Source organism: Lederbergia panacisoli (genome assembly GCF_024626525.1).
In the GTDB taxonomy this organism is placed as follows: domain Bacteria; phylum Bacillota; class Bacilli; order Bacillales; family Bacillaceae_C; genus Lederbergia; species Lederbergia panacisoli.
On record NZ_JANJGU010000006.1, the window covers coordinates 37,683 to 63,040 of the forward strand.

24 protein-coding genes and 1 pseudogene are annotated in these 25,358 nt (G+C 32.3%); all 25 read right to left on the reverse strand.

Features of this window, described 5'->3' with window-relative positions:
• Nucleotides 1-74: 74 nt before the first annotated feature.
• Nucleotides 75-1,256 carry a phosphotransferase gene (locus NQ185_RS10250; protein WP_257581613.1) on the reverse strand — a complete coding sequence of 394 codons (1,182 nt, stop codon included), beginning with the start codon at nt 1,254-1,256 and terminating at the stop codon, nt 75-77.
• A 326-nt stretch (nt 1,257-1,582) separates the two neighbouring features.
• A complete protein-coding gene (locus NQ185_RS10255; protein ID WP_257581614.1) occupies nt 1,583-2,419 on the reverse strand; it encodes a 6-hydroxymethylpterin diphosphokinase MptE-like protein in 837 nt (278 codons plus the stop codon).
• Between the two features lie 275 nt (nt 2,420-2,694).
• Complete coding sequence (locus NQ185_RS10260) at nt 2,695-3,579, reverse strand: PIG-L deacetylase family protein (RefSeq protein ID WP_257581615.1); 885 nt, start codon at nt 3,577-3,579, stop codon at nt 2,695-2,697.
• Between the two features lie 20 nt (nt 3,580-3,599).
• Nucleotides 3,600-4,766, reverse strand: coding sequence for a glycosyltransferase (locus NQ185_RS10265; RefSeq protein ID WP_257581617.1), 1,167 nt, complete (start codon nt 4,764-4,766; stop codon nt 3,600-3,602).
• 27 nt (nt 4,767-4,793) lie between these two features.
• The gene (locus NQ185_RS10270) at nt 4,794-6,563 is read right to left on the reverse strand and encodes an ABC transporter ATP-binding protein (protein WP_257581619.1); all 1,770 of its coding nucleotides are present in this window, start codon (nt 6,561-6,563) and stop codon (nt 4,794-4,796) included.
• A 14-nt stretch (nt 6,564-6,577) separates the two neighbouring features.
• On the reverse strand, nt 6,578-7,603 hold the full coding sequence (locus NQ185_RS10275) for a glucosamine inositolphosphorylceramide transferase family protein (RefSeq protein WP_257581620.1): 1,026 nt from the start codon (nt 7,601-7,603) through the stop codon (nt 6,578-6,580).
• Nucleotides 7,604-7,620: 17 nt separating this feature from the next.
• On the reverse strand, nt 7,621-8,811 hold the full coding sequence (locus tag NQ185_RS10280; RefSeq protein ID WP_257581621.1) for a glycosyltransferase: 1,191 nt from the start codon (nt 8,809-8,811) through the stop codon (nt 7,621-7,623).
• Nucleotides 8,812-8,836: 25 nt separating this feature from the next.
• On the reverse strand, nt 8,837-10,027 hold the full coding sequence (locus NQ185_RS10285) for a glycosyltransferase (protein WP_257581623.1): 1,191 nt from the start codon (nt 10,025-10,027) through the stop codon (nt 8,837-8,839).
• A 23-nt stretch (nt 10,028-10,050) separates the two neighbouring features.
• The gene (locus NQ185_RS10290) at nt 10,051-11,019 is read right to left on the reverse strand and encodes a glycosyltransferase family 2 protein (RefSeq protein ID WP_257581625.1); all 969 of its coding nucleotides are present in this window, start codon (nt 11,017-11,019) and stop codon (nt 10,051-10,053) included.
• A 12-nt stretch (nt 11,020-11,031) separates the two neighbouring features.
• Entirely contained in the window at nt 11,032-12,021 is a 990-nt protein-coding gene (locus NQ185_RS10295; protein ID WP_257581626.1) for a glycosyltransferase, read from the reverse strand.
• Between the two features lie 3 nt (nt 12,022-12,024).
• Entirely contained in the window at nt 12,025-12,456 is a 432-nt protein-coding gene (locus tag NQ185_RS10300) for an FAD synthase family protein (protein ID WP_257581629.1), read from the reverse strand.
• Complete coding sequence (locus tag NQ185_RS10305) at nt 12,443-13,630, reverse strand: CDP-glycerol glycerophosphotransferase family protein (protein WP_257581630.1); 1,188 nt, start codon at nt 13,628-13,630, stop codon at nt 12,443-12,445. Before NQ185_RS10305 ends, NQ185_RS10300 begins: the two co-directional genes overlap by 14 nt.
• Nucleotides 13,631-13,646: 16 nt before the next feature.
• Nucleotides 13,647-14,687, reverse strand: a complete 1,041-nt coding sequence (locus tag NQ185_RS10310) for a glycosyltransferase family 2 protein (RefSeq protein WP_257581631.1) — start codon at nt 14,685-14,687, stop codon at nt 13,647-13,649.
• Nucleotides 14,688-14,702: 15 nt separating this feature from the next.
• Complete coding sequence (locus NQ185_RS10315) at nt 14,703-15,047, reverse strand: XRE family transcriptional regulator (RefSeq protein ID WP_257581632.1); 345 nt, start codon at nt 15,045-15,047, stop codon at nt 14,703-14,705.
• 13 nt (nt 15,048-15,060) lie between these two features.
• Nucleotides 15,061-16,260: a DegT/DnrJ/EryC1/StrS family aminotransferase gene (locus NQ185_RS10320; protein ID WP_257581833.1), complete on the reverse strand. Its 1,200-nt coding sequence runs from the start codon at nt 16,258-16,260 to the stop codon at nt 15,061-15,063.
• A 30-nt stretch (nt 16,261-16,290) separates the two neighbouring features.
• A pseudogene (locus NQ185_RS10325) lies at nt 16,291-16,890 on the reverse strand (acetyltransferase); the annotation flags it as partial.
• Nucleotides 16,887-17,501 (reverse strand): sugar transferase, encoded by a 615-nt coding sequence (locus tag NQ185_RS10330; RefSeq protein ID WP_257581635.1) that lies wholly within the window; start codon nt 17,499-17,501, stop codon nt 16,887-16,889. The gene NQ185_RS10330 and the pseudogene NQ185_RS10325, both read right to left, overlap by 4 nt.
• A gap of 20 nt (nt 17,502-17,521) precedes the next feature.
• Nucleotides 17,522-17,674: a YwzD family small protein gene (locus NQ185_RS10335; protein ID WP_257581637.1), complete on the reverse strand. Its 153-nt coding sequence runs from the start codon at nt 17,672-17,674 to the stop codon at nt 17,522-17,524.
• Between the two features lie 49 nt (nt 17,675-17,723).
• Entirely contained in the window at nt 17,724-18,755 is a 1,032-nt protein-coding gene (gene galE, locus NQ185_RS10340) for a UDP-glucose 4-epimerase GalE (RefSeq protein ID WP_257581642.1), read from the reverse strand.
• Between the two features lie 19 nt (nt 18,756-18,774).
• A complete protein-coding gene (locus NQ185_RS10345; protein WP_257581834.1) occupies nt 18,775-19,977 on the reverse strand; it encodes a glycosyltransferase in 1,203 nt (400 codons plus the stop codon).
• A 10-nt stretch (nt 19,978-19,987) separates the two neighbouring features.
• The gene (locus NQ185_RS10350) at nt 19,988-21,106 is read right to left on the reverse strand and encodes a glycosyltransferase family 1 protein (RefSeq protein WP_257581643.1); all 1,119 of its coding nucleotides are present in this window, start codon (nt 21,104-21,106) and stop codon (nt 19,988-19,990) included.
• A gap of 9 nt (nt 21,107-21,115) precedes the next feature.
• Nucleotides 21,116-22,189: an EpsG family protein gene (locus NQ185_RS10355; protein WP_257581835.1), complete on the reverse strand. Its 1,074-nt coding sequence runs from the start codon at nt 22,187-22,189 to the stop codon at nt 21,116-21,118.
• Nucleotides 22,190-22,216: 27 nt separating this feature from the next.
• On the reverse strand, nt 22,217-23,110 hold the full coding sequence (locus NQ185_RS10360) for a glycosyltransferase family 2 protein (protein WP_257581645.1): 894 nt from the start codon (nt 23,108-23,110) through the stop codon (nt 22,217-22,219).
• Between the two features lie 11 nt (nt 23,111-23,121).
• Nucleotides 23,122-24,225: a glycosyltransferase family 1 protein gene (locus NQ185_RS10365; protein WP_257581647.1), complete on the reverse strand. Its 1,104-nt coding sequence runs from the start codon at nt 24,223-24,225 to the stop codon at nt 23,122-23,124.
• Nucleotides 24,210-25,358: a glycosyltransferase family 4 protein gene (locus tag NQ185_RS10370; RefSeq protein WP_257581649.1), complete on the reverse strand. Its 1,149-nt coding sequence runs from the start codon at nt 25,356-25,358 to the stop codon at nt 24,210-24,212. The genes NQ185_RS10365 and NQ185_RS10370 overlap by 16 nt, the downstream gene beginning before the upstream one ends.

A 25,358-nucleotide genomic window follows, 5' to 3' on the forward strand; every position in this document is an offset into this window, starting at 1 on the left:
TTTTTATTATTGTAAATGTCAACCAAGTATATTTCTAATAAAAATAAATAATTTAATACATTAATAACTAAGACTTAAATAACCTCTGAGCTTTTACCCAGACTTAAAATTCTCTGCTCTAAAATTTCGGCTTGCTCGATAGCAGGCTTTAAGTAAAGATCATGTTGATTATTAAATTCATCTTTACTTAACACATTAAACCAGACTAAAATTAATGTATAAATAAAAAATAACTTTTCTATAGGATCATTGATAATGGATAAATGAAAAGTGTTTATCTTATCGAAAGACCATTTTGACTGGCCCAAAAAACCAGCAATATCATACCAACTTGGACCTATTCCTACCTGCCCCCAGTCTAAAAATAGGAGTTTTTCGCTATCCCTCTCCAAAATCATGTTCCTTTGTGTTAAATCCCCGTGCCTTAGTGAAAAGTGGTTAGTGGGGATTATTTTTTTAAACATATAATTTTCGATAATTACCGTTCTTAAACGTTTAATTAATTTTATAGAATCCTTTGAGTAATTTAATTCATCCATTTGATTTAATAGAGTCGCAAAAAGTTCTTTATTTGGCTTTTCCTTATGTATTTCGTTAAAATATCTTAATACACCAAATGTAGGAGACTTTTTATTAGGTACATCCAATTCATTAATATCTGGATAATAGGAAGTCGGGAATAAATTGCAAATTTCTCCATATTTTATTGAACTTACAATATGAGTCATATGAATTACTTTCTTAATTACATCATCAGTAAATAAAGGGTATGCTCCCTCAATTTTTTCCGACGTGATATAATACATATTTGATTTTCCAGATTCTATAAAACTTACCATTAAGGGAGTAATATCTCTAATACGCGGATATCGTTTATAGATTTCCAAATAAAATATTCTTTCCCTCCAAGACCAGTATGAGCATAATTTAGATAAATATTTTTTATTTTCAACAAGATGAACCATAAAACCATTGTTTTGATATCCACCGAACCATTTATATTCTGAACTAATGGGTTGATTAGAACTTATTTGAGTTTCTATTTCTTCAATTTCCCTGCTAAAGCCATTGAACTTTAAATCAATATATTTTCCTAATATTTGATTTGCACGTCTTTCTTCATTTATATTTTGATAGCATTCAATTAGCTTTGGATAAAACCAAATCTCTTCAGGGTAATTGGCAATTATTCTTTCCCCGATATAACTAGCTTGATTCCATTTTTTTTCACGTGATAACTTATTAAAATAATACATATTTAACCTTTTAATTAACTTATAATATAAAATGATAAAATCATTTCTCCTCAAAATCATATAAATTTTCCGCAAAAAAAACATTTCAACACTCCTTGCCACATATTATCCTTCCTATAGTTATTCCTAGCATTTATTAGAAATGTTCAACTTGTTATCTATTGTTCAACTTTATTTGAAACTACCATATCAAATACTTTTTTCTAGCCAAAGTGTCTGACAGAGTGAGCAACCTATTGTACTTGTTATCCAATATCTTTTTTTGTTATCAATCTATTAATGTAAAAATAAATATGCTTCCTCTTCATCTGTTAATAGTATTAAAATTAACTTGTAACTTTGAAAAGGCTATCAAAATCTACCCTATCGAATACTTCCAACACCCCACCCCTAGTTGCATTAAAAATTTTTATATTATTTTGATCAGCATAAGTTTTCGCTACCTTATAAGCACTTATCATTTTATCTCTTGATGATAAAAACGTAGGGTCCACATGACCATAATCCTTAAAATGGTGGTTCATATCACTTGAATAATTACAATCTGCACCAAGTAAGTAAATTTCCTTAACCCCCATGTAAACAGCTATCTGAATTAACGAATAAGTTATCGTATATCCATCGTATATTTCCGCAAAGGCATTATCGCTAAATTTTGTATTATATTTTTTATGTGAAAAACTATGATTAAGCAAATTCAAGGGAAAAATATAGTAATCTTTTGGGATATTATTATGAATTGATATTGAATCACCAATAAACTTACATTCCGCATTAAAATTTTTAATATAAGATTCTAGCTTTTTATAGACGCCTTTATCCTGAATACCATAATACGTTGGTCTCCACTCAGTTTCATCAAATGCTAAGCAAACAGAATTCATACTAAATGTAACCTCTTTATGCAACTTTTCTAAATCCTGAATTTTTAAACTTGGACCAGTTGCAACTATAAAACATCTTTCTCCCTTATGTTTATCTTTAATTAGCTTTAACTTCTCATATGGACTTTTTTGAGTAACATGATATAGCCTTAAAAACTTCTTAACATTAAAAAGAAAACCAAAAATAACGGAAGGAATTATTTGATACTGTAATTCCCTTACCTTTCCAATTAAAAATGATGTGTATTTGTTATGCTGCAACGTTTTTTTTATCGACATAGATAGCCTCACCACATTTTATACAATTGAATAGATGATAAAAAACATGAAAATAATATTATTTACCTAAATTACCCTGCAATAAAGGTATTCTTATTTGAAACTAATTATTACCTTAACTAACTAGCTACTGCCAACTATTATCATAATAATGCTTTAAAAAACAATAAATTCTTTATTTTTCTCGGTAAACTTTTCCCATTTAATAAAAAATTAGATATTTCTATACCCTAAGTATCAGTGCATTCAATATATGCTCTCTAATTTATCTGTAATCAACTTATTCGTTTTATTTCGGAATCACTTTTTAACCTATAATTTCTGTTCCCGTCTATAAATTGTTCTATTTCATATTCCAAACTATAAGTATCAGCTTTTCTTATAGCTTCCCCTTGCATGTAAAACTGCTCAACATCTTGGGAATCGTGACTTGCTAACATTCTTCTTTTAAGACTGCGTTCATCGTCAGTAATTTCTATTTTTATCTCTTTTGAATTTATTAAATTTGACGTTAAAAATCTCACTTGGTTTGTCCCTAAAGGCTGTTTAGGATTATATTCAGTCCATTCAAAAACATTAAAATACTTTAATTTATTACAAACATTCTTTACAACGTAACTTGTAAAATCATGATCTTTATGTCCCCCTTCAATACAATGAACATATATTCTTTTAGGTTTTAGTTTTTGAATACACAACATCACATCTTTTGATATACTTTTCAAATAACGTTGTGTACCCCCGTCTGGAAAACCTAAACAATAAATATCTTTTTCTTGTATATTAATTAGAGACAGAGCACGGACAGCTTCCCAAAATCTAATGTCGGCTTTGTTTCTTGCCACGGCTTTTCGAATGTACCAGCTCTCTCCATCCCTTCCTGTACCATTTGTTACAAATACAATCTTTACGGATTCACCTCTCGCCCTATGACGATATAACGTTGTAGCAAGACCTAAAACATCATCATCGGGGTGTGCTGCAAAGACAAGCACATCAGTTTTACTATAATCAGGAGAAAATCTACGCCCCAACATTTTTATAGGGTAAAGGTATAGCCCTCTTATTAGTTCCAAAATTTTTATAAGATTTTCATATTTTTTACTAAATTGGATTACTTTTATCATGATAAATTTTATTATTTTATTTTTTATCAACATATGATAAATACTCCTTTCCTTTATACAAAACAATCAAATAATTTACTTATTTCATAGGAAGTACTTATTTCAGTACTTTTCAAATTCCTCTCAAACTTTTTACAAAGATCATAATTATTCACTAATGTTTTAATAGCATGATATAACTGATTCTCATCAAAGTTTATAATTACACCAGTTTCCCCGTCTATGATTTGTTCTCGAGCTCCGACAAAATTGGTAGTGATTATAGGTTTATTGAACGCTCTTGCCTCAGCTAATGAAATACAATATCCTTCATGTCTCGATGGTTGAACATAAATATCACATTGTTTAATAAAACTGTATGGATTTTTTTTGGTGCCAAGAAGTATGAGATTTTCCTTTAACTCATAATTCTCGATTAATTTTTTAAGTTCCCCACTAAACGATCCGTCGCCAATACAATACCATCTGATATTAAATCCCTCTTCTTTTAGTCTCTTCAGTGTTCCAGGAATGATATCTTGGCCCTTTTCTCGACTTAACCTTCCAATTGTTAAAATTCTAATCCCTTTAAATTCATCTATAAATCCATTATCATGATTGGCCATTAATATCATTTGCTTTTCGTCAAACATGTTATAGAATAATGCGGTTTTGTTTTTTAAATGAGGATATTGTTCATTAAATATTTTCATTCCATATTCAGAAACACAAAAGATTTTATCAAAGTTTTCATATAAAGGTAGGTAAGGAATTAGCTCTTTTTGATATTGAGATACATCCGAATGTATCCAAGCTATTTTCATTTTTGCCTTGATATTATTCATTACCACTTGAACAGGAAAGGAGGCAGGAACATGGTAAGCTATTGCTATATCATAATCCTTTGAAAATTCCCCTATTCTTTTCGAATATAGTAATTCTTGTTCATAAATACTCTTAGCAAATCTTGCTTTGATTGTATAAAATCCTGTTTTAAAAGCTTGAATGAACCTTCCTCTTAGACAATAATTCCATATCTTTTCTATTATTGAGTTCTCGTAGCCGAATAAAGGTTCAACTATAACATGTTCGGGTATATCTTCCTCTAGTTCACCACCCATGCCCATAAGTAAAACAGTAACTTCATATTGATCCTTTGGAATAGAATTCAACATAGCAATTAGTGCTTTTTCTACTCCCCCCATTATCATTCTTCTGGTTACAATGACAATTTTTTTCATAATATCAACCTCTATCATTCCTAATTCTTAAATAACGGATCGTCCGAATTTCTTTTCAACTCCAACCAATCTCCCTTTATTTATCTTGAAAACTAAATCACAGTTTTCAATTGTTGTTAACCTATGTGCAATAATAATTAATGTCTTTTCCCCTTTTAAACCGTCAATTGCTCTCATAATTCCTTTTTCTGTTTCATTATCTAAAGCTGATGTGGCCTCATCCATAAATAATATTTCTGGGTTGTGATAAAGAGCCCTTGCAATTCCAATTCTTTGACGCTGTCCACCTGACAATCTAACTCCTCGTTCACCAACAGTTGCATCTAATTTCCCTGGCAATCCATCTACAAATTCTTTTATTTGAGCTTGCTCTAATGCTCTCCACACTTCCTTATCATCAATTTGTTTATCTTCTATTCCAAAAGCAACATTTCTTCGGATAGTATCGTCAGATAAATAAATCGATTGTGGGATATAACCTATTTTTTTCTGCCATATTTCTTTTTGCTCTTCTAAATTTTTTCCATCTACTAATATACGACCTTTTTCTGGTCGAAAAAGCCCTAGCATAATATCAATTAAGGTAGTTTTACCAGCGCCTGATTCACCTATAAATGCTACTGATTTTCCAATAGGAATTGTTAAGGATACATCTTTGACTGATAATTCGTTTTGATTAGGATACCTAAAAGTAACATTTTCCAATTCAATGGAATCATTGAAGGTCTTTTTCCCTTTATAAATCGCATAAATGTCTTTTTTTATAATTGAAATTTCATCCTTATCTTCAAATAGATCTTTATAAACAACTTTTAAAGCAGGTTGGCTATAACGTATCGTAGTAATTAACGAGATAATTCGATTAATTGAAGGCATTAATCTGAAGGCAGCCATTGCAAATAATGCCATAGTAGATACAAGATAAGCGGTATCTGTATCTTGAAATACAATGATTAACATTGTTAATAGCACAATTGAAACTAATAACGTTTCAACAAATAGTCTTGGTATCAAATCTAATACACTCATATATCTACTATTATTGGCGCTTACCTGACTTTGTTCAGTATAAGCATTTATAAAAAAGTCTTCCTTTCCAGAAACTTTCACTTCTTTACTTGCGCCCAATCCTTGATTCACCCATTTAATCATGGAGGCACTTAGTTTTTGCTGTTCAGCACCAATTTGGCTAATTTTATTTCGAAAAATCTTAAAAAATATAAAAATGCTTCCACCTAATAAAATGGAAGCTGTAATAGTAGCCATTGGTGCGGTTACAAGTAGCAACGTTAATATAAATACGGTTACGAGAATTTCTGTCAATAGAAGAAAACCCGAAACAACAATCCCATTAAAAACCCTTGAAACTTCAGTGTTTACATTTCTTAGCAATTCAGATGTATTTCTTTGTAAATGAAAGGTATATGGTTTTGTTAAATATTCTTTAAACATTCTTCGAGATTGCTTTACTTGCTGATTTAAAATTACTTTAATTTGAGTATAATGGAAAAACATTAAATAAAGATTTTTCAATAAAAATACCAATAATAAAGATATTACAGCAAAAACAATAAAAGATATTGTTGATTGAAAGTTAAATTGATTATATAAGTATGATAATATTGCTTGTTCATGAATCATATTTGGATTTGTTAGGATTCCAACAAGCGGAACAATTAACCCTATACCTACCGTTTCTGAAATAGCTGCAAAAATCATCATAAAAAATAAGACAATTAACATTTTCTTTTCCTTTTTATTGAATAATTTCATAAGCTTTTGAATTGCTTGATACACTTTAGACACTTCCTTTAAATATTTGTACTCTTAGTTGCTGTCTTTATTGTTAGCCTATTTTCCTTCTTCCTCATCGCTATTATTCTTTCCATCTTCCAAAAAAAGTAGTTTTTATGTTCTAGCCGATGGCCATCCACTACAGTAAGCCACTCAGAATTATTTACTTTTAATTGATCAATCGAGTGCATCCCATCTCTATTCCAATCCTTGGCATTTTTAGTGCCACATAAAATTAGGTTTACTTCTTCTTCATCATATTCTTCTTCGGTAAGATGAGTTATTTTAAAGACCCTTATAGCACTTCCGTAATTCGGTTTGCAATCCTGGGTGTACCGAAAAATTAAATCATTATCTACAATTACTCTTCCTCCAGGTCTTGTTATATGTTCATTATTTGATATCAATGGGCTTTTTGGATGTTCAATCCATTCCCCTTCGGGCTCTTCGGAAAAAAAGAGATGTAATTTTCTACTTTTTGCTGCCAACATCCACCATTTATCTTCATATTGAAATATACTTGAGTCTACATAATTTCCATGTAATAGAGTATGTGCTACTTCCCATTCAAAAGGAAAGAGACTCGCTTTATACAGCAATACTTTACCTGCTTCACTTGTCTCAGGAATCATATAAAAGTTATCATTATTTTTAAAAACATATGGGTAGGACAAATGAAAATTTTCTTTTAAAACTACCTTCTCGTATTTCCACTTTTCTCCGTCCTTACTCGTCGCTAACCCAATAACACCTTTACCTATAGACTTATCAAGAATTTCAAAGAACATAAACAATTTGCAATCATGGTGAATAATAAAAGGATCAGCGACAAATTCAGCTGGTACATCAGAAACGTCTGATGCCTTTAATGTAGGTTCTTTTAATAAACTTTCAGTCGGACGCTTAAATACTATTGAATTTGATTTAAATACTTTTATAGACCAAATACCCACAGTAATTTTTTTTCTAATCATCCAAATGAAAAGAAATGCAAAGGGCAACAAAATTGCTAATACTAAGTAATTCATTAAATCACCTTTCAATTTGGAATAAGATTTTTCTAGACGACCGAATCAAAAACTTCTTCCAAATCCCCGTTATTCTCATAGGTTTCTTTTGCAAGATTAAAGCTAAACTTAGTCCTTAGGTCAAAGTTTTTCAATAATTCTTTTAATCCTTCGTAAATTGCATCCTCGTTAATATCTACAATTAGTCCCGTTTCTCCATGTTTAATCTGTTCTTTTGCTCCAGTAAAATTGGTCGTTACAATTGGTTTTCTAAAGTACTTGGCTTCCAACAATGTAATACAAAATCCTTCATGCTTTGACGGTTGAACATATATATCGCATTGATCAAAATATGGATAGGGGTTTGGATTTGAACCTAGTAAAATGAAATTTTCTTCTAAATTGTATTCGAATATTCGTTGTTTCAATTTACTTTTTGATGGCCCATCTCCTACACAATACCACTTCACTTTATATCCATCTTTTAATAGTCGATCAAGAACATAGATAGCTATATCCTGACCTTTTTCTGATGATAATCTGCCAACGGTCAATATTCGTATACCATCAAACGAATCATTAAAGCCCTCTCCCAATTTGGATTGATATTTTAAAATTTGTGGTGACGACTTATTTATTAATACTTCTGTTTTGTTTTTTATTGTAGGTACGATTTTTATTAATTTTCCTTTTGCTTCTTCTGATACCACAAATACCTTGTCAAATTTACTGTAAACTTTTTCCGCAAATTTCGGATTGAACCCAATCTTTGTAATATCAAAGTGAATCCATTGAATTTTCTTTTTAGCTTTTATCTTTTTCAATACAAAATAGCTTATGAAGTCCATCGGACCATCATAAGCTACGGCAAGATCATATTCATTTTCTAGAGGAGAGTATTTTCTTACAAGATACTGGAAGTAAATACTTCGATTACCTAATACTTTTGAAATAATATATAGAAAAAATATAATGAATGCTACTATTATTTTGCCATTTTTGAATAGCTGTAACGACATAAGATGAGGTGGTTGATTTATAAGACTTTTAATTGTGTCGTATTCGTTAAAATATTTTACTTTTACTCTAGGAGGAATATACTCTAAAAAGCCTCCATACTCCTCTAACATAAAGATTGTAATATCATATTTATGAGATGACATTTCATTAATCATGTTAAGTAATGCCTTTTCAGTACCACCAATATTCATATTAATTAACATAAAGATTATTTTTTTTTTCATTTCGACTTACTCGCTTTCAAGAGAATTATCCTATTAATTGATAGAACTTGTTCAGTTCTTCTACATTCCCTTTCTTCTCAAGTCTTAAATAATTCACAATTGACTTATTCAAATTTTTATCTTGAATAAGCCTTATTATACCTTCACAAACTGCTTCACCATTCATCCCTACGACTAACCCGTTTTTCCCATCTTTCATTTGATTAAATACAGAATCAAACATTGTTGTGACAACAGGCCTATTGAGCATCCGTGCTTCCGCTATAGCCAGGCCAAAACCTTCAAACCTTGATGTTTGCACATAAATATCGCATTTTTTTATATACGAATAAGGGTTATCTGTAACACCGAGTAATTTAAAATGGTCCGATAAATCATTTCCCTTTATAAAATCTTGTATTTCTTCTAATAACGGGCCTTTGCCTAACACATACCATTTAAATTTTATTCCTTTTTTCTTCAATTTTTTACAAGCATCTAGAGCAATATCATAACCCTTTTGATATGCCAATCTTCCAATCGTAAGAATTCTTATCCCATCAAAATCATCTTGAAAATCCTCACCTATATTTGCCATGTTAGAAATGAAATCCGGATCATTAATATCATAAATTACGTTTACCTTTTCTTTATAAAAAGGGAATGTATCCAAAAAAACTTCTTTCGTTACATCTGAAACAGCAACGATTTGATTGTATTGGTCATAGAATTGTTTTTGATATTCTGCTTCTTTTTGATCTAAGCGATATGTGATATTTACCCAGGCAAATTTTTTCTTTGCTTTGATTTTTTCTGCAACATAAAAGGTTGGCACACCTTGTGCATAACTGATCGCAATATCATATAATGTAGAATTTTCCTCTATCACATTTGATATATGGCTCCAATACAATCTTGCTTTTTGTGGATTATTGTATTGTTTTAATCTTAAATGCATTGAGTATTTTACTCTTGAACTTAACATTTCAAAATTCCTTTTTTTAAACGAATAAAAAAAAGCATTTTTCAAAGTTAAAGTAGTAAAATCCGTATATTTTAATGGTCTCAGGATATTTACTTCTTTTGGAACTAGTTTTTCAAGAAGTTCACCATGTGCAAATAACATTAAATCAACAGAGAAGCGTTTATAATCCAATAATGATAACAAAGTAATCAAACTTTTTTCCGCACCGGCAGCCACTAAAGAATCTATAACAAACAATAATCTTTTTTTCATTTATTCCTCTCCAACTATAGATCTTACAAATTATTTTTATTTATTTGATAAATTGAAGGGTTAATTACAAATAGAGTGATAAAAACTTTCTGCTTCCATCCGATTAGTGGGTTTTTTAATATATTTATAAGGTTTTGATTTAAAATTCTTTTCAAGTTTTTTAAATCTTTATTAATACCATGTAATTCGAATTTTGCTTTTGCATAGTACCAAAAGAAAACATCAATAAAGTGTTTTAAAGCTTTATCATGAAGAGATTGTTGATTTATCATTTTAAAATAATTTACTCTATCTATAAGTGCATATATGCGATCAAATTTTTTCCTAGAAAACTTTGATCCAATATAACTGCCAGATCTTTGGAGATAATAGTAAAAGGGCATATCAATATACGTTAATATTTGACAGCTATATAAAATTTTATGTGCAACCAATTCATCTTCATAAATTTTTCCATCTGGAAATTTAACGTCATTAAATAAATTTCTTTTGTACAATTTATTCCAAAGAAATACCCATTTTTGTGCATTTTTATAATTATTTGTATATAGTTCGTTTAAAGCTTGAATATTTGTAAAGTGTTTAATATTGTACCCAGCATTATGTAGGCTAACATTTTCGTTTTGAACTTTTAAAAAGTCACAAACTACAACATCTGATGAATAATTACTTGCTATTTGATATAGGATTTCATACATTTTTTGATGGATAAAATCATCACTATCGATAAAAGCTAAATATTCTCCTTTTGCTGCATCAATACCTACATTCCTTGCCGAAGAAACACCTCCATTTTCTTTATGTATAACTATTATTCTAGAATCCTTTTTTGAGTATTCATCGCAAATATTTCCTGAGTTATCCGTAGATCCATCATTTATTAGAAGAAGTTCAAAATCAGAAAACGTTTGATCCAAAATTGAATTAATACACCTAGGTAAATAAGACTGAACATTATAAACAGGTACTATAATACTTATTATTGGATTCATAAAAATACCTTCTTACTTAATGTTTAATTTTTTTATCATTTCTTTTGATTGGTTAAAATGAAGCAATGATACTACATTATAATTTAGCAAACTTAAAATAAATTTATCTTTTAACGAAAGTAGTTCATTAAAAATTATTTTTTTATAATATGATCTTACAATTTGTCGGATAACTAACAATAAACGAATTTTTATTTTATTATCCATAACCTCATGAAGAATACTATAGACATTATCCAAACATCCGTAAGCAAAACACGAAATATACTCTCTTGATAAATTTGGGTAATTTTTAGTCATAAAAGGAATAATTTCATCCCAACCTAAAAAAGCATCCAACCTCTTTTCATTAAACTTAGAAGTTAAAATGCTGCCATCACGTTTTACATATATATAACCAATCTCACTTGTGTACACTACCTTTTTTGCGTTAGTGAAAAACTTGTAGCTTGTAGATAAATCCTCATGAATTCTACCTTCAGGAAACATTATATTTTCGAAACATGGTTTTTTAAATAATTTGTTACATACTGAGAACCTATATAATTCCCCTCTGAAAAGTTGCCTCATAGCCTTTATATTATCCAATTCAATAACCATTTTCTCTTGGAACTCAGTTGCCATATTTCCATTGATTTCTCTTCCAAACCTGCATACACCTATATCACTATCAGTTTTTTGGCAAAGCTCATATAGATTTTTATACATATTAGGGTTTATATAATCATCACTATCAACAAAACCTAAATAAAATCCACTAGCTATTTTAATCCCGGCATTTCTCGCAGAGCTAAGCCCTCCATTTTCCTTATGAATAACTTTAATCCTTTGATCTACAATAGCGTATTTATCACAAATTTGTCCGCTTTTGTCAGTGGAGCCATCGTTTACTAAGATTATTTCAATATTTTTTATAGTTTGTGAGATAATGCTTTCTATGCATCTCACCAAATAATCTTCAACATTAAAAACTGGCACTATAATACTAACCTCAGGCTTCATCGTTTATATAACCTTTTCTTTATACTTAATTTTCTCTTTCAAAGCAGTCGATGAAACACCTTTTGTATATGGAAAATAGACGATATCGACTCCAACTTCCCGGAATTTATTTTCCACTTCACTAAAAAGAGGATCACCTTTCCAGTCATCCCCGACAAACATTGCATTGAATAATAATTTTTGCCATGCTGAAAATTTATCACGATTTGTTTGCGGAACTACTTGATCAACGAACTTTATACCTTCAACTATCTCTACCCTTTCGTGATACGGAATGACTGGCACTTTAAATTTGTATTTCTGGACCAGTTCATCCGTACTTACTCCGACAATAAGATATTCACATTGTTCTTTAGCTCTTCTTAAGATGTTTAAATGTCCTACATGAAATAAATCAAAAACGCCAGTCGTGTACCCAATTTTATACGGCTTCATTCATAATCTCCCTACTTTCACCAAAGCAGATATTATTAATTCGGCGAACTAAATTCTCACTTGCTTTTCCATCTTCATAGGTTCCAATTTTAAAAAAGAACTGATCTAAATTCTTTGAGTAAGTTTTAGTTTCAAAATGAATAATTTTATGCAAAAGCTCTTCATTATTCATGGCTACTTTAAACGGTAATTCCAAAACATTAAAATATAGGTTTCTATCTTTCGCAGTATATTCCTCATAATCGGGAACATATAAAAAACAAGGTTTTCTCGTCATGGCAAAATCAAACATTAAGGAAGAATAGTCGGAAATCAAGATATCTGAGACACTTAGTAATTCTTGAATGTCGTCATAATTTGTTACATCCAAAACATTTTTTCCTCGAATGATGTTATTCGATATGGAGAGAAGATGCGGATGTAATTTGACTAAAAAAATCCACTTCCCACCAAATGTGTTTTCAACCGTCTGAATGATTTTTTCAAATTCTAATTCATAAATCGTATGATCCTGATGATTTCTAAAAGTCGGTGCATATAAAACAATCTTGTAATCGCTGGGTATGTTTAATAAAGAAAAGACATTCCTTTTAAGGTTAACGTTTTGATTTAAGAGAAAATCATTCCTTGGGGTTCCGTGTTCAAAAATTTCCCCATTATACCAAAAAGACCTCTTAAAAGTATCTGTAGAAAATTTACATCCAGACAGTAAGAGGTCACACTTTTTGGAATCCTTTTTGGCCATCTCAACATAAGATTTTGGGAGTCTATCCTCCGCATCTTTTTCAATTTGTTTTAACCTTAGTGAACTATGCCATGTTTGGATATAATATTGTTCTTTTCTTTTTACAAACAAATCCGTCGTTCTAAAATTTGTAATTACAATTTTTGAGGTGCATAGCTCATAAAAATACTTCAGGGACATGTTTTTTACTTTCCTAATGTATGGAATATGTTTATGCTGTATTACATCATTGAAAGCCCAAACAATATCAAAATGATCCTGCGGCATATTTCGAACGATGTATTCCGTAATATATTTGGGGTTGCATCCATACTGACTTCCATAGTAACTCGTCATAAAGATTTTATTATTTTTAATAGGAAAACAATTGAATAAGTGAATAATGAAGAGGCTTATTATTTTTATTAGTTTTTCGATTAGCCGATTCATTTATATAATCCCCTTTTTACACTTTAAAACTAAGATTTTTTCTCTCAAATCCATCTGGTTGAGGCAGAACTTTTAGCTTTCTCGAAATTTTTCTTACTGCTAGAAAGCTTAAATTCACTAATGGATGGATATGAAATAATAGAAGCTGAGTTTTCATTTCTTTATTTCCTTTTACAGCTGCTAGAAATTCCTTGTAATGCATCTTGATGTATGATCGTATTCTTTTCCTACAAATCCCATTTTCATCAATTCCACGATTCATCATCAAAAGATTATAATTGATTAAGCAATTTGTTAAGATAACAGTAAAAGATTCGTCAATTAAGTTATCATAATACTGTTCAATAAATTTATGCCTTTCTTTTAACCCTTCAATGATGTCCAAGTTTCTCAATGAATAATTTGCTACGATGCTTTCATCTCGTTGTAAGTAATAATACATTGGTCTGTGTGAAATGACATATGTATTCACACGATGCATCACTAGATGTGCCCAGAATACATCTTCAAAAAGTACTCCTTTTTTAAAAGGAAGGTCCTTTATGAGATTCGTTTTAAATAACTTTCCCCATGCAAAGTTTTTTACTTTTTCATTGTGAACCAATTCGTACATCAGCTCTTTTTTATTCAATAAAACATGTGGATCATTCTGGGAAAAATATCGATTGTCATAAAGCAAATGATCGTTATAAGCATAATAAAAAGCCGATTGAACAACATCAGCTTGATGCTCCAAACTTATTTTTGCTAACACTTCAACCATGTTCCTTTCTAACCAATCATCACTATCCACAAAAAGCGTGTAATCACCTGTTGCATATTCCATCCCTTTATTCCTCGCATCCGATAATCCACCATTTTCTTTGTGAACTACCTGGATCCTTTTATCATTCCTGGCATATTCATCTATTATTTTTCCACAATTATCAGGAGAACCGTCATTTACCAAAATTATATCCAAATTTGTATATGTTTGTTCTAAAATGCTTGCGATACATCTATGAATATACTTTTCAACTTTATATATCGGTACAACAACGCTTACTTTTGGAAACATATAATCCCCTTCAACCTATTGATTTTCATCATTCCTATTTTTCCACTTTATAAATTCCAACAACGTTTTATACTCTTCGAATTGATCTTTTTCGACTCCTGACTCCTTAAGCTCACGAGCAAAATCAACCCATTCTTCATCCAACTGGATTTGATCTTGCTCCATACTTGAATTTAGTAATATCCGAACGTCAATATCTAAGACTTTCGCTATTTTTTCTACTACATTAATAGAAGGATTTTTATTAACACTTCTTTCAATATTACTTAAATACGATTTTGCGATTCCTGCTCTGTCTGCTAACTCAGTTAATGTAAGGCCCTTTCTTTTTCTAATTTCAAAAATATTTTTTCCGATCATTGATTTTTCCCTCTCATCCTGAAATAGGATGGGTCATCTTAGCTCTTTGTAATATTACCATTTTAAGACTTTCGATCACCCTCATTTGTTCATCATTTTCCATGTTAGAGCCAGAAGGAAGACATATGCCTGTCATGAATAATGTCTCGGATATACTTTTATGTTCTCCATGTGAATAATACTTTTGACCTTTAAAAAGTGGTTGTAAATGCAATGGTTTCCAAACATGGCGAGCCTCTATATGATCATCAGCTAAAGATTGAATTAGCTGAGCGGCCGCAATACCCGTTATTTTTTCATCAATGGTCAAAGTCGTTAACCATCGATTGGATAATGTTCCTTCCAGTTCAGGCATAAATTGAACGCCCGGTAGCTTTGACAATTCTTTATAATACTTTAAGAAATTAAATCTTTTTGCGTTAACCCTTTCCTCTAATACCTCTAATTGAGCCCTGCCAATCCCAGCTAATACATTGCTCATGCGGTAGTTGTACCCCTTTTTACTATGTTGGTAATATGGAGCAGAATCCTTTGCTTGTGTGGCTAAAAAGCGTGCTTTCTGTATAGCATCCAAATCATCAGATACAAGCATTCCTCCACCTGAAGTGGTCACAATTTTGTTCCCATTAAAAGAAAAAATACCGAATTTTCCGAAGGTGCCACTTTTCTTACCTTTATATTGTGAACCAAGTGATTCTGCAGCATCTTCAATCATTGGTACCTCATATCTATTACAAATTGCTAGAATCTCTTCCATCTTTGCACTTTGGCCGTATAAATTAACCACGATTACGGCTTTGGGCAATTTTCCTGCTAGCATGGCATCTTCAAAAGCCTTTTCCAATGCTTCAGATGACATATTCCATGTTTCCGGTTCGGAATCAATAAAGACTGGAACAGCATCTTGGTAAAGAATCGGATTTGCGCTCGCCACAAATGTGAGAGTCGAACAAAATACGGTATCACCCTTTTTAACATCCAATAAAGAAAGAGCCAAATGAATGGCTGCTGTACCTGAACTAACCGCAACAGCATCTTTTACTCCCAAATAGCTGGCCATTTCTTTTTCAAATGCATCAACATTTGGCCCTAGTGGAGCAATCCAATTTGTATCAATTGCCTCCTGTATATACTTCCATTCATTACCAGACAAATGTGGTGGTGAAAGTAGAATTTTTTTATTCTTGTCGTGATTCACTAATACCTCCTCCATTTTATGTTTTTCTTTTACCTTTGCTGGAACACCGACTGCAGTACTATTTGGAGGTATAGGGTTGATGACAGCTGATCCTGCTCCAATTACGGACCATTGCCCAATTTCTATGTTTGGTATAACCGTTGCTCCAGCTCCGATATGCACTCCTTCCCGAATTTTAACTGCACCTGTCAAAGTTGCACTTGGAGACAGATGCACAAAGTCTCCAACAATATTATCGTGTTCCACGACTGAGCTCGTATTAATGATTACATGATCACCGATCTGGCTATCTGAATCAATGACTGCATGTGCCATAATAACAGAGCCATGACCAATCGTAGCACTGGGACTTATAGTTGCTGTTGGATGAATGAGAGTTGCATAACATATATGTGGTAGGTTTAACTTATTAATGATTTTCTTTCTTACTTTGTTATCACCTATCGTAATGACAAATTTCACGTCTTGAAACATACTCATAATTGTCTGTGCAAAAGAAATAGGTCCAACAATTAAATTGCCTTTCTTATATACTTCTTTATGTTTATCATCTAGAAAAGCAACAAGCCTAGTATTTTTATGCAACATAACGATGTCTTGAACGACTTTACCGTGCCCGCCATCACCGATTAATACAATATTCATCCATGTCCCTCTTTCAATACTGACGTTGACCCTTTAAAATCTTCCATTGTGACTTGATCACTTTGATTAATACCTTCAGAAAATAAAACTTTTTTTATCGTGAAAAGTAATATCTTCATATCCAGAAGTAATGATTGATTGTTCACATACCATATATCTAATTCAAATTTCTCTTCCCAGCTAATCGCATTACGTCCATTTACTTGGGCCCATCCTGTAATCCCAGGTTTTACCAAATGACGCTTTGTCTGTTCCTCTGTGTATAATGGCAAATATTCCATCAAAAGGGGACGAGGTCCCACTAAACTTAATTCACCTTTAACTACATTAATAAGTTGAGGGGCCTCATCAATACTATATTTCCTTAGAAACCTTCCGAAAGGTGTTAACCTTATTTCATCCGGGCACAATTCCCCCAATTGATCCCTTTCATCTGTCATTGTACGGAACTTATATAGATAAAAAGGTTCTCCATTTAAGCCAGGACGTTGCTGTTTAAAAAAAATAGGACTACCTAGTTTATGTTTGACTAGTAGTCCAATGCAGATCAAAAAGGGAAAAGAAATAATTAGAATTAATATAGAACAAAAGAAATCTAAGAGTCTCTTCATCTCTTTACAACTCCTAGTTGTTAATTTGTTATTTCTAATAACGTAATCAGTTTCATTTGAATTTCATTCATCACATCTTCAAGTTGTATATAATCCGTTTCCTGCCCCTTCATGTATATGTCCTCCAACAATTTCTTAAATTGTTTTTGGAACTCCCCTTCATTCAAACTCATCTTTATATCTTCCTCACTTTGCGTCTATTGCTTGACTATATTAAAAAACTCACTGTAAAACTATAGAATCTTCAACATAGCCATTTGGATTGCGTGATTGCCATCGCCAAGAATCCATACACATTTCCTCAATTTCTTTTTCTGCAGTCCATCCAAGTTCTCGCCTTGCTTTAGATGGATCAGCATAGCATATGGCAATATCGCCTTTACGTGGTTCTACTATTCTATAAGGTATTTTTATATTCGCTGCTTTTTCAAATGCTTCTACTATTTCCAATACACTGTAACCCTTGCCAGTCCCCAGATTATATGCTTCCACACCAGTTGCGCTTGAGACTTTTTCCAAAGCTTTTAAATGGCCTTTTGCTAGGTCGACTACATGGATATAATCTCTAACACCCGTACCATCTTTCGTTGGATATTTATTTCCGAAAATATTGAGCACTTTTAGTTTTCCGATTGCTACTTGAGTAATATAAGGCATCAAATTATTCGGGATTCCGTTAGGAGCCTCCCCAATTAATCCACTTTCGTGAGCTCCTATTGGATTAAAATATCGTAATAAGGCAATACTCCATTCTTGGTCAGATACGTAAAGATCACGCAATATTTCTTCAATCATTTGTTTCGTTCGACCGTAAGGACTCTGTGCTTCTAAGGCTGCATCTTCAGAAATTGGAATACGTTCTGGCACCCCATACACAGTTGCGGAAGAACTGAATACTAGATTCTTAACATTGTATTTTTTCATTACATTACATAATTTAATAGTGCCATTAATATTGCATTCATAATACATAAGTGGAATTTGTACAGATTCTCCTACTGCCTTTAACCCTGCAAAATGGATGACAGCTTCAATATTATTCTCAATAAATACTTTTTCAATTGACTTTTCATCTAGTAAATCGCCACGATATACTTTGAAACCTCGACCAGTAATTTGCTCGACACGCTTTAATGATTCAGGATGACTATTCCTATAATTATCGAGGACGATAATTTCATATCCCGCTTGCAATAATTCCACACAAGTATGACTGCCAATGTAGCCGGCTCCTCCTGTAATGAGTACTACCATCTCGCTCTCCCCCCTTTACTTAGCTCTCGATTATTTGATACAATTTTTCAACTTCCTTTTCATTCCCATAAAAATTTTCACTTACATTAGAAATGAGCTGCTCCCTTAATTGCTCATCATCTATGAGTCTTTGCACCCCTGTTACAATCCCTTCGATATTCATGGGCGTGATTAAGGCATCATATTCATCTAATGCTTGGCTTCGTGCAGTAGGAAAATTCGTGATCACTACTGGTTTCCTCAAAATTTGTGCTTCGCGGACTGTTACAGCCTTTCCTTCGTATCTAGATGGCTGCACGTATATGTCGCATGCTTTAATATATGGATATGGATTAATCTTTTTGCCTAATAAAAAAAATCTCCCATTCAAACCTAATTCATCAATTAAGTTTTGAAGATCATGTTCTAGCGGCCCATATCCAACAACGTACCATTCTATGTCATACCCCTTGTTTAACAATTCTCTACAGGCTTTAATCGCCCGATCAATCCCTTTAGCGTGTGATAGTCGACCTACTGTCACTAAAATTGTTCTCCCTGGGGATTTCTTTATTTCTATCGGTTCTTCACTAATCGCTTGTTCATGAATGATTTCAGGAGAAAGAATATTTTCTATAACAGTTGTTTTTTCTTTAAAATTCGGGAAAAATTTCAAAAAGGTTTTGGAACAATCCTCAGACACTGCCACAATCCTATCCACTTTATTCCACATTCGAGTTTCTAATTTTTTATTTACAAAAATATTGGAGTAATCTGTATGGATCCATCCAATTCTTTTCTTTGCATTAACTTTCTCTCCTATAAAATGATGTGGCCATAGGAATCCTATGGCCACATCGTATTCTTTATGTAATTTTGGTAGAAATGGCTGGGACATTTCCCAACCGTATTGGATGGTCAAATAACCAGGTTCATCAATCTTTTTTATATGTCCTTGGAAAGAGCTTAACGTTTTAGCAAGTAATCTGGAAATCCCTATTTGATAGTGACCTTCCTTTATAATTTGTTTGATCGATTTTCTAAATGTAGAATAATGAGGATCTTCATCTAGTAAGTTTGGTCCAGAAGGCAAAAGTGAGAAAAATTCTCCTTCATGTTTAAAAAGCATTAGATCCACATCATATTTCTTGTAATCAATTGTTTGTAATAAGCCGATCAGACTTCTTTCCACCCCGCCTACTGCCAAGTCAAAGGAAGAAATGAGAATTTTTTTCTTCATTATATAAAACCTCTCATGTTTGTAACCCATATAATTTTACCCAGTCAAGTACATTATCATGAATGTTAAACCCACGTTTTGAAATGTTTTTCAAAATTGAATGTTGATTTGGCTGCTCAATCGTTAAAGAGCTCTCCAAATGTTGGCACCATTTATCCACTCTTTCTCCAAGTGGTAAATATGTGACGAGTCCTAATCCCATATCGGTACTTTTAGGAACTGTGTCTGCTACGATAGATGGGGTACCGGCACATTGTGCTTCAAGAAGTACAATCCCAAAGCCTTCAAATTTAGATGGAAAAAGAAAGATATCAAATGCTTTCATTAGAATCGGGATATCAGATCTAACTCCTAAAAATCTAACATGATTTTCTAATCCTAATCGCTCAACTTCTAAATCAATCGATTCCCTTAAAGGTCCATCGCCAACTAATAGTGCAACATAACGAGGATCTTTCTGAACCATTTGTTTTAATACTTTTAATAGAAAAAGATGATTTTTAGATTCGGAAAAACGACCGATATGACCGATAATTTTGGAATCTGGCAATAACTGAAATTCCTCTAAAATTTGCTGTCTACTTTTTGTATCAGCTGTTAAAAATTCATGAATGTTAACTCCATTCTTAAGAATATGAACTTGGGTTTTTCCACCAAATAAAAACGTTGCAGCCTCTTCACTGCAGCTGCACAGTTTTGTTGCGGAAATTTTTATTAAAAGTTTTAGAATCTTTAACATTAACAACCCTTTGAACCCATTCTGCAGCCAGTTATTACTATGCGAATGACAGATTCTATATTTGATTTTGCATATTTTTGCAGCGAGTGCAGGGAAACCGCTTTGGAAATCGGTATGTGCGTGGACCGCGATATAATTATTTGTAGACATTACTTTTATCAAAGCTTTTACATAACGATATGGCCCAGTGGTCCCAAGGCTTGGGATCGGGTAAATATGGCCTCCCATCTCTTGAATTTCCTGATCAAAGTCACCAGACTTTTCACTGTGAGTAATAAAGTCAAATTGGATTTTTTCACGATCAATCTGTCTATAAATATTCATAATAAGTGTTTCCACACCACCCCTTTCCATTGAACTGACAACATGCAGCACCCTTTTTGCACTAACCATACCCTTTTCCTAACCTCCAAAGTAATCACTTCTATACACTATACTCAAACTTAAAACACTTTCATAAAAGTAATATAAGAAATAACAGATTAATAATGCATAGTAAATAAACCTTTGATCTTTTTCACTAAATAGTTTTACAATCCAAGAAATCAGAATCAGTTGGTATAACGTAAAGTAAATTCCAAATCTGGCGAAAATCCAATTTTGAGTCGAAATTATCATAAACATGAAACCAACAAGAGCCATATTGACAATATAATCGCTACTTGGAAATATCTTTCTAAGTTTTTCCCTGCCAAGATAGGCTATTAATAAAGGAATCGCATCCACTACAACTCGAAGAATATTAGCCCCACCTTCATCAAAATTAGAATAATGTCCATATTGACTATCTTCGATGGCTGCAAACAATAGCTGTGAAAATTGTTGGTAACCAACCACAATCAATAAGGAAAATCCTAACAATACTAATGTTGCCTTTGACCATGCCTTATATCTTACGAAAAAATAAATAGGAATTAAGATAAACGCACTTTGATGAAATGTGGATGCCAAAATAACAATAAAAAAATATTTAATCCAATTACCATCGATTAAATATTTTGTAGCAGTAAATATAATGGCTGCCGCCAACACCTGTCTGATTCCATTCATGGAAACTAAAAATAAACCACCCGTAATATATACGTAAACGCTTAGTTCAATCATTCGAGAATATTTAAGAAATACAGCAATAATTAGTGCATTAGTAATAACAGCTGTTGTAAAAATCATGATTTGTGGGTCATCTGAAATCTTTTTTAATAGCATTTGGAGTATCCCAAAACCTATATCCTTCTGTGATAGTATAAATTCCCATGTAAAATCATTGATTTCATATATATGTTTATAAAAGAACGTATCCCCTATATTCGCCCTCAGCCCTGAAATGATTGTCAATGAGGCAAGGACACCCGTCATTAATATTTTGTTCGGTTTGATTGGTACTGATGATTCTCCGGCTAATACAGGTGCACTAAAATACCTTGCAAAAAAAGATAAAATAAAAACAATTGCAAGGTTCAAATATAAAAATGTCATCATTCCGTTCCCTTCACAGAATTTCGACTAAGTCACTGCCGTTTTTGTCTTGGACACTATATACAAATATAAAAGGACACCAAAGGGAATAGCGGTAATCGTTAAACCTCTATATGGTGCCTCACTTATAAATCTTTTATTCTTAATAAATAAACTGCTGGAAACATAATGGATTGCCTGCCTAAATTTAAAAGAAAGGCTTGCAAATGGTAGTTTCATTAACTCTTTACGGTAAAAAGCAAATCCTTTTGGATTTTTTCGATATTGATAAAACATATTTAAGGACGAACCATCCGGTAAATATTCTACGTGACATAATACTTCATTCATAAGCAACATTTCGTACTCTTGATCTAACTTAAAATATTTGTATGCCAATCCCACATATTTCTCATTTTCAAAAAGGGGATACGGATATTGTTTTGTTAATTCTGTACGATAAACTAATTTTTTATCTCCTGTTACTCCGTGATGATTGTACAGATTGAACAGTGTTGAGGTTTTAACGATTTCGGGTAATTTTGTTCCGATTATTTCATTATCTGTGTTTGCATCAAGACCGATTATGCCACTGACCCTTTCATTACCATATTTTCCCCAAAAGTTTTTGATTTTTTCAACGGCGTCATCCGGCATATAATCATCAGAATCAATACATACGTTTAATTCTGTATCGATAAGTTCATAGGCGGTATTATGTGCACCATGCATTCCATTATTTTCTTGCCAATGATATTGAATCTGAATTTTATTCTCCTTAATCCATCCTTCAACGAGTTCCTTCGTATTGTCCGTTGACCCATCATCAATAATAAGCCAACAAAAATCATTGCTTGTTTGCTGTAAAAGACTAACATAACAGTTTACCAAGCAATAGGACCGATTATAAGTTGGAGTAAAAACGGTTAGTAATTTTTTCATTTATTTCATCCTCAGCAACTTAAATAAAAATGTTCCATTTTTTTTGCGGTGTCACGAATATCAAAGCCACTATTAATTAATGAATCATACGCCGGCATCCTCGATGTTTTTTGGGATTCTGCTTTTTGGATTTTTTTAATCCACAAATCAATATCCTCGAGCGGAGCGTATTCTATTAGGTCCATTCCAAGATCAACCTCATTAGATATTCGATCAGAGATAATACAAGGCAAACCAGCACCTTGCGCTTCTATCAATGAGACGGGCAACCCTTCATGTAAGGATGGGAATACGAATAGGTCCATCCCCTGAAGAACTCTTTCAATATCTTTGCGAACCCCTAAAAATCTCACACTTTTTTCTAACTTTAAGGTACGAATTTTTTTTTCTATTGCGCTGCGTTCTTCCCCATCCCCTACTAATAATAAAACAGAATCCTTATTTAACTTTTGGAGTTTAGCAAATATATCAATTAGAAATGAATGATTTTTTTGATGGTTAAATCTCCCGACATGACCAAGAACAAAATCTTTTTCTTTTAAGTTCAATTCTAATCTTACTTGCTTTCTAATATCATCTGAATATGTAAACTTGTCATATTCAATGCCATTCTTTAAAATCATCGTCTTATTTGATTTCTTATTAAATAACCATTTTGCTGCGTCATTGGAACATGCGAAAAAAGTTGTAGCACTTGTTGCGATGAAATTTCCGACTAACCATTTATATGTCCTTGCTGCAGCCCCACCTTCACTTTTCGTGTTATGACTATGCGAAACCCGAACTGGGATACCAGCTTTTTTAGCTTCACGCAGGACGATTCCACTCATCTTATCTAAATGGGAATGAATGATCTTATAATGGGAATTAGCAGTAAAAAAACGCCTTAAACCTTGTATATAATTAAAATGTCCTACATCCGAAATATAAGGAATTCGATGGATTTTTCCACCCATCTTCTTAACTTCTTCATCAAAATCTCCCGGCTTACACGTTAAAAAATCAAATTGAATCATTGATCTATCAATATTCCGGTATATATTCATAATTAGGGTTTCGGCTCCACCTCGATTCATATTGACTGCTACATGCAACACCCTTAATGGACCGCCCACTGAACATCCTCCATCTCATCCATCACATTTTTGTAAATAACCTTTTTCTCTTCCAACACTTTATTCAAGCTATACTTTGCTAAAATGATTTTTCGACTTTGTACGCCTAATTGCATACGCATTGGTTTATTTAATGCCATGTAAACAGTCTTATCGGCAATTTGCATTTTATTATTTTCAACAAGCCAACCGTTAACATTATCAGATATGAGTTCCCGATGCCCTCGATTATCAACCGCAATAATTGGTAATCCACAAGCCATTGCCTCCATAATATTTACCGGTAAACCTTCTCTAATACTTGATGCAACTGCAATATCACTCATTTTCAATAATGAATCGATGTCTTCACGTTGTCCTAAGAAGTCAACGAATTGTTCAACTTCTAATCTTTTTGAAAGTTGTTTACAATGTTCTACTAGCGGCCCATCACCAGCAAAAACAAGCTTTATATTAGGAACATGTTTCTTTATTAAAGGTAATGATTCAATTAAAAGCTCTTGGTTTTTATTTTTATTAAACTCAGCTGCGTAAAACATTAAAAAAGCATCATTTTCATAATGATACTGGGCTCTTAATACTTTTTTATGAAATTTTAATATGGGGGCAAACCGCTCCGTATCGACACCAACTCCGTGAATATGAACGATTTGTTTAGCTTTAAATTTACTTTTTGCAAGAGCAAAATCCTCTTCATTTATTGTTAGTAAACAATCTGTCATATACGATAATGTTTTTTCAATCGGATAATAAATGAGCCAATTTATGAAAGGTGCTCCTTTGCAAAAATGAAATCCATGTGCTGTATAGATAACTTTTGTACCTTTTTTCCTTGCTTTTTTAGCAGCCAGCCGTGTTAAAACCCCACCCATTGGCGTGTGACAATGGATAATATCATATTCATTTTGATCAATGATTTCTGTTAACTCATTAAATGCTTTAATATTATTTGTATTGAAAGGTGATCGTTCAATACAAATATGGTATTTCTTATCTACATATGGTATTTTCAAATTCCCTGCCGCGGCAACGTGAACCTCCCATCCTTGTTCCTTAAACCACTTTAAATAAGGAATATGAAAGGAAGTAAAATGCTCATCAATCGTAGCACAAAATAACACCCTTTTATTCAT

Bases quoted from the DNA above. Each gene is read 5' to 3' on its own strand.
- NQ185_RS10350 (WP_257581643.1), bottom strand. From the start codon at position 21,106: ATGGTTAGTGCAAAAAGGGTGCTGCATGTTGTCAGTTCAATGGAAAGG.
- NQ185_RS10255 (WP_257581614.1), bottom strand. From the start codon at position 2,419: ATGTCGATAAAAAAAACGTTGCAGCATAACAAATACACATCATTTTTA.
- NQ185_RS10265 (WP_257581617.1), bottom strand. From the start codon at position 4,766: ATGAAAAAAATTGTCATTGTAACCAGAAGAATGATAATGGGGGGAGTA.
- NQ185_RS10290 (WP_257581625.1), bottom strand. From the start codon at position 11,019: ATGAATCCAATAATAAGTATTATAGTACCTGTTTATAATGTTCAGTCT.
- NQ185_RS10285 (WP_257581623.1), bottom strand. From the start codon at position 10,027: ATGAAAAAAAGATTATTGTTTGTTATAGATTCTTTAGTGGCTGCCGGT.
- NQ185_RS10310 (WP_257581631.1), bottom strand. From the start codon at position 14,687: ATGTTTCCAAAAGTAAGCGTTGTTGTACCGATATATAAAGTTGAAAAG.
- NQ185_RS10300 (WP_257581629.1), bottom strand. From the start codon at position 12,456: ATGAAGCCGTATAAAATTGGGTACACGACTGGCGTTTTTGATTTATTT.
- galE (WP_257581642.1), bottom strand. From the start codon at position 18,755: ATGGTAGTACTCATTACAGGAGGAGCCGGCTACATTGGCAGTCATACT.
- NQ185_RS10250 (WP_257581613.1), bottom strand. From the start codon at position 1,256: ATGTATTATTTTAATAAGTTATCACGTGAAAAAAAATGGAATCAAGCT.
- NQ185_RS10260 (WP_257581615.1), bottom strand. From the start codon at position 3,579: ATGTTGATAAAAAATAAAATAATAAAATTTATCATGATAAAAGTAATC.
- NQ185_RS10315 (WP_257581632.1), bottom strand. From the start codon at position 15,047: ATGATCGGAAAAAATATTTTTGAAATTAGAAAAAGAAAGGGCCTTACA.
- NQ185_RS10370 (WP_257581649.1), bottom strand. From the start codon at position 25,358: ATGAATAAAAGGGTGTTATTTTGTGCTACGATTGATGAGCATTTTACT.
- NQ185_RS10305 (WP_257581630.1), bottom strand. From the start codon at position 13,630: ATGAATCGGCTAATCGAAAAACTAATAAAAATAATAAGCCTCTTCATT.
- NQ185_RS10320 (WP_257581833.1), bottom strand. From the start codon at position 16,260: ATGGAGGAGGTATTAGTGAATCACGACAAGAATAAAAAAATTCTACTT.
- NQ185_RS10335 (WP_257581637.1), bottom strand. From the start codon at position 17,674: ATGAGTTTGAATGAAGGGGAGTTCCAAAAACAATTTAAGAAATTGTTG.
- NQ185_RS10355 (WP_257581835.1), bottom strand. From the start codon at position 22,189: ATGACATTTTTATATTTGAACCTTGCAATTGTTTTTATTTTATCTTTT.
- NQ185_RS10280 (WP_257581621.1), bottom strand. From the start codon at position 8,811: ATGAAAAAAAAAATAATCTTTATGTTAATTAATATGAATATTGGTGGT.
- NQ185_RS10295 (WP_257581626.1), bottom strand. From the start codon at position 12,021: ATGAAGCCTGAGGTTAGTATTATAGTGCCAGTTTTTAATGTTGAAGAT.
- NQ185_RS10360 (WP_257581645.1), bottom strand. From the start codon at position 23,110: ATGAAAAAATTACTAACCGTTTTTACTCCAACTTATAATCGGTCCTAT.
- NQ185_RS10330 (WP_257581635.1), bottom strand. From the start codon at position 17,501: ATGAAGAGACTCTTAGATTTCTTTTGTTCTATATTAATTCTAATTATT.